Origin of the sequence: Streptomyces ossamyceticus (assembly GCF_001418475.1) — a bacterium.
GTDB classification, from domain to species: Bacteria; Actinomycetota; Actinomycetes; order Streptomycetales; family Streptomycetaceae; genus Streptomyces; species Streptomyces ossamyceticus.
Window position 1 is genome coordinate 1 of sequence record NZ_LIQX01000715.1, and the last position, 2,285, is coordinate 2,285.

Annotated in this window: 2 protein-coding genes; both read right to left on the reverse strand. The window is 75.4% G+C overall.

All coding sequences use genetic code 11. From position 1 onward, the window contains the following. Positions 1-142: 142 nt before the first annotated feature. Positions 143-1,327, reverse strand: a complete 1,185-nt coding sequence (locus AOK15_RS37340) for an ADP-ribosylglycohydrolase family protein (RefSeq protein WP_055523137.1) — start codon at positions 1,325-1,327, stop codon at positions 143-145. A gap of 7 nt (positions 1,328-1,334) precedes the next feature. Beyond that, positions 1,335-2,285 (reverse strand): ADP-ribosylglycohydrolase family protein (locus AOK15_RS37345; protein ID WP_167738901.1); only part of this gene is annotated, 951 nt, incomplete at its 5' end.

Consider the following 2,285-nt stretch of genomic DNA (forward strand, 5'->3'; position numbering starts at 1 on the left):
AGGCCGCCCAGGACGGCCGGGGGGCCGCCCGCGTTCTTCCAGCGGGTGGCGATGGCGGCGGGCGCCCGGCCGTCCTGGGCGGCCTGCTGGAGCTCGTGGCCGAGGAGGTCCTCGGGCTGGACCCAGGTGAGGCGCAGGGCGGTCATCGGGTGCCCGCCAGGGTGGTGAAGGCGGCCTCGTGGGCGCGACGGCTGCGTACGTCCCGCTCGTGGATCTGCAGGGCCACCTCGGTCAACGCCGTGGCCGGCGCGTGCAGATCCAGGCGGCTCGCCTCGGCGACGGTCTTCGCCCAGTCCGCGGGCACGTCCGAGCCCAGCGCCCCGGCCAGGGCCCCGGCCATCGTGGCGATGGAGTCGCAGTCGCGGCCGTAGTTCACGGAACCCAGCACCGCGTGGCGGTAGTCGCCGCGGGCCACCAGCAACATGCCCAGCGCGATGGGCAGTTCCTCGATGGAGTGGAGCCGGGAGGGTCGGCGGGCACCCAGGGAGGGGGCGCGGTAGTCGGGGCCGACCGTGTCGAAGGGCGCCACCGCCTCCCGCAGCGGCTTCAGCGCCGACTCGAAGTCCGCGTGCCGGGACGCCACCTCGCACACCGCCTCGATCGTGGCGCGCGTGCCGTCCTTCGCCAGCCGTACGCAGGTGTCGACCACCGACCGCGCGGTGGCGCCCGGGGCGCACGCCGCCGCGACGGCCGCCGCGAACACGCCCGCCGCCTCCCTGCCGTACGACGACTGGTGGGCGCCCGCGATGTCGAGGGCCTCGGCGTACGCGCCCCTCGGGTCGGCCGCGTTGACCAGGCCGACCGGCGCCATGTACATCGCGGCACCGCAGTTGACGATGTTGCCGGCACCGGCCTCGCGGGGGTCGACATGGCCGTAGTGCAGCCGGGCCACCAGCCACTTCTCGGCGAGGAAGACCCGTTGCAGGGGGAGGGCCTCCGCCTCCAGCTCCGGGATCCAGCGCGGGGTGGTCATCATGTCGGGGACCAGGTGCTCGGCGATCGCGTAGGCGTCGAGGTGGTCGCGGACCCGCTCGTACACCCGTACCAGCGCGTGCGTCATCAAGGTGTCGTCGGTGACGTGGCCGTCGCCCTTGTGGTACGGGGCGATCGGGCGGGCGGTGCGCCAGTCGTCGCCGTTCCAGGGGCCGACGATGCCGTGGACGCGGCCGCCGTGACGTTCGAGGATCTGCTCCGGGGTGTAGCCCTCGACCGGGCCGCCGAGGGCGTCGCCGACGGCGGCGCCGACCAGGGCGCCGGTGATGCGTTCCTCCAGACCCGCGTCGGTATGGGGAACTGTGTGGCGATGGGGTTCCATTGGAGGCGTCATGCCCGAATCATCCTCCAGGGGTGCCGAGTTCCGTGGCTGCGAGAAGTTCGGCGAGGTGTACGAGATCCGTACCGGTGAGGCGGGGCAGGGCGCAGCCGGAGAGGGTGCGGCAGGCGTCCCGCCAGGTGTCGGGGACGGCGGCGGCGCCGCCGAGCGCGCCGGTCAGGGCTCCGGCGAGCGCGGGCGCGGAGTCGGCGACCCGGGAGAGGCAGGCGGCGGCGGGGACGGCCTCGGCGATCCGGCCGCGGGCGGCGGTGGCCAGGGCGAGGGCGACGGGGACCGTCTCGGCGGCGGCGATGCCGTAGCTGTAGACGTGGTCGACGATCTGGTGCTCCAGCAGCGGCACGAGCGCGAATGTTCCTTCTCTTCTGTGGCGGTGGGCCAGGTCCAGGGCGTGGCGGGCGTTGCGGCCGATCTCCGTCTCCGCGGGGAGTTCGGCGAGGGCCGCCGCCGCGCACGCGTCGACGTCCGCGCCGTCGAGGGCGAGCGCGAGGGCGGCGGCCATCGCGCGGGCGCCGTGCACACCGTCGCCGTCCTGGGTGTAGCGGGCGTCGAACTCGGCGAGTTCGGCGGCGCGTCGGGGGTCTCCCGGGTGGGCCACCGCGAGCACGCAGGCGCGGACGCAGGCCGCGTCGTCGAAGTAGTGCGGGTTGTCGTGGCCGGTGGCGGGCGGACGCAGGCCGGTGGCGAGGTTGCCGAGTCCCGCGCGCACGGAGATGCGGGCGCGCAGGGGGAGCACGGCGGACTCGACCTCGGGGGCACGCTCCGCGGCCGCGGCGATCTCGCTGGCGACGGTGTTCCAGGACAGGTCGATGGCGGCGCGGGTACGGCGCTCCAGGCTCAGGTCGCCGAGCGCGGCGGCGTCCCCGGCGCGCAGGAGGGCCTCTGCGGCGAACGCCGCCCATTCCGCGTCGTCGGAGGGGCCGAGGCGGAGCGGCTCGGGGGGCTGGTTGAGGGC

Excerpts from the sequence above, each read along its gene's own strand:
- AOK15_RS37340 (WP_055523137.1), bottom strand. The coding sequence starts at position 1,327 with ATGACGCCTCCAATGGAACCCCATCGCCACACAGTTCCCCATACCGAC.